Below are 2,498 nucleotides of genomic sequence, written 5' to 3' on the forward strand. Positions count from 1 at the left end.
GATTTACCAGTTTGMGATAATTGATAAGAAATTTTCCCATCCTCATTTAACGATATTTCATAATAAGGGTAGAAATTCTGATTAAAGTACCTACTTATATTGTATTCAAACTTTATATGATAATACCCTAAACTCTTATACAACAACTGAAATTTCACATTTAATCAAATATAGCATATACAAAATACCTAAAAACAAAAACAATATAAGTAGGTACTTTAATCAGAATTTCTACCCTTATTATGAAATATCGTTAAATGAGGATGGGAAAATTTCTTATCAATTATCGCAAACTGGTAAATCCTATGGCAAATGGATAAAACAAAAATTTCTAGAAACGATTTAGACGATAAAGGAATTGTTATAATCTATGGTATCCAATATGGCTATAAAGATACCTTTCCCTTCTAAAACATTTGCAGAATGAACCGTTCCCTTTGGGATATAAATAGTCGCCGGAGACTTTACTATGTACTTTTCGTCATTCAGCATAATTTCAAATTCCAATGTATCACCTATTATAATATTCCATTCGTCACAATTATGTGCATGCGATTGCGAATAAGACCGATATTCAAAGGGGAGTTGTTCCCCTATAACATGAATGGCAATATGAAGGTTGAAATTTGAGCCGGCCTCTGAGCCAGACATTAAAATTCTTTTTAATGGGGCCTTGCCGTGGAATGGTATATTTTCCAAAGGAAATTCAACTCCATGCGTTATAAGACAGCTGTACTTATCAGTCATTTAAATCATTCTTAATGAGATTGGCTATAGGTTTACAATTTGATAAATCTATTATATAAACGATAATTAGATAAGATTAGAGATTGTAAGTTAATGTGCAGCAATCCAATCCTGATAACCGCTTTCGCCACGGGTTTGATGGGTAATAGTCGTTAATCCTTGGCTAGATATCTCAACCTGATAATGTGAGCTAATTAATCCAGGTTCATTTGCTATATACGGACTATGGGAGGTAAATATGAGCTGTTTTCCCATTTTTTCTACATGAGCTTTTAGATATTTTAAAAACTCCACCTGGTATCTTTTTGACAAATTCAACTCAAATTCTTCAATTAATATTATGTCTGCAGGTGAAGAGAAAATTTTAGTTAGTATATAGAAAATCTGTTGAATGCCTGTACCGAAATTTCTAATCGGCAATGTTAGATTTCCGTTTTTTAAGAACACTTCTATAGTACTGGCAACTTTCTGAACAGTAATGGCGCCAACAAATGGAAGGTTTTGAAAGTTAGGATTTTCATTTTCAGGATCAGTAATCTGAAAGCCATTTATAAAATGTTCAATATTTTTTAGCTGATTACCTTTTTCAAAATCCAGAGATAATGAATAATACCATTGCTTTAAGCTTTTGGAATTAAGGTCTAAGTTGGGATTGTAAAAAAATTCCTCATCTTGAAAATAACGATCACTATCGATTAATAAAACAATATTATTRAAACGTCTCAAAAATTCAATTAGCTGTAATTCGTCACTTCCCCCTTTAATAGTTGGAAAAAAATTTGTTGCTGCTCCGTCATGGGAGTAAATTAAATTTCCATCTACGGATGCCTGACTGAGTATTATTTCAAAAGAGTTGAAAGACTTTGGCGAAAACTTCCCTGCTAATACAAATGGTATTGAATCTTTTACAACATAGATACCATTATCCAATAAATAAGGAAATGCCACTAAATCGTCTGGGGCTAATAAAAAATCAATTTGAAATTCGATTTCTCCATTTGGTATATTCCAAGCATTTTGGAAATAATAAAATGGATAGTTATAAACTTCACCTCGATAAAAATCGGTTTCYTCAATTACTTCATTGCGAATAATGGATGTTTTACTTTCAGGGGAAATATAAGAAGAGGTTTGTTCAAAAGTCTTTTTTTTTGAATACAATCTCTAAAAACTTTAAAATATTTGATTTACCGCTATTGTTATACCCATATAATAAGTTAATAGCGGTGAGGTTATTAAAATTAACGCTTATTAGGCTTTTAAAGTTATTGACAGTTACACTTGTGATTATCATATAAAGGTTTTTATTAGGTCATTTTGGATTTTCCTGAAGGAATCATTATCCAAAATCCCCAAGGTGTGATTTGTTAAAAGAATGACTTGAAATTTTAAAATTGAATCGAAAATATTTTTGCTAAATAAAGGATAATCTATATTTATTATTAAAGTATCTGAAATTATTTTGCATGCTGGAAAGAAATCGCTTTTATAATCCCACCGTTCTTCCTGTAATATATATTCTTCATCACCTATTTTGAGTCGTTTTTGTATCTCATTGATAGGCTTATAAATTGTAATTTCCTTTAATTCTTTATTGATAGTAATTGGATTTGCATTTAATTCAGTCCCTGTTTCCTCTTTAATCACAAACCCCCTCTTTTCCAAATTGAGAATTTGCTTTTGTATTGAGTTATTTGTTATTGAACTTATATCCTTAATTGAGTTGTTTTGTTGAATATTCACAACACCTT

The 2,498-nt window shown here is 30.5% G+C and carries 4 protein-coding genes; all 4 read right to left on the reverse strand.

Going from position 1 to position 2,498, the window contains the following annotated elements:
- Positions 1-342: 342 nt before the first annotated feature.
- Positions 343-651: a hypothetical protein gene (locus AC1DQW_RS27450; protein ID WP_477456976.1), complete on the reverse strand. Its 309-nt coding sequence runs from the start codon at positions 649-651 to the stop codon at positions 343-345.
- A 186-nt stretch (positions 652-837) separates the two neighbouring features.
- Positions 838-1,908: an AAA family ATPase gene (locus AC1DQW_RS27455; protein ID WP_477456977.1), complete on the reverse strand. Its 1,071-nt coding sequence runs from the start codon at positions 1,906-1,908 to the stop codon at positions 838-840.
- Complete coding sequence (locus AC1DQW_RS27460; protein WP_477456978.1) at positions 1,883-2,041, reverse strand: AAA family ATPase; 159 nt, start codon at positions 2,039-2,041, stop codon at positions 1,883-1,885. The genes AC1DQW_RS27455 and AC1DQW_RS27460 overlap by 26 nt, the downstream gene beginning before the upstream one ends.
- A partial coding sequence (locus AC1DQW_RS27465; protein WP_477456979.1) for a hypothetical protein occupies positions 2,038-2,498 on the reverse strand: 461 nt, incomplete at its 5' end. The genes AC1DQW_RS27460 and AC1DQW_RS27465, both read right to left, overlap by 4 nt.

Source organism: Mucilaginibacter sp. P5_A4, from assembly GCF_056400605.1.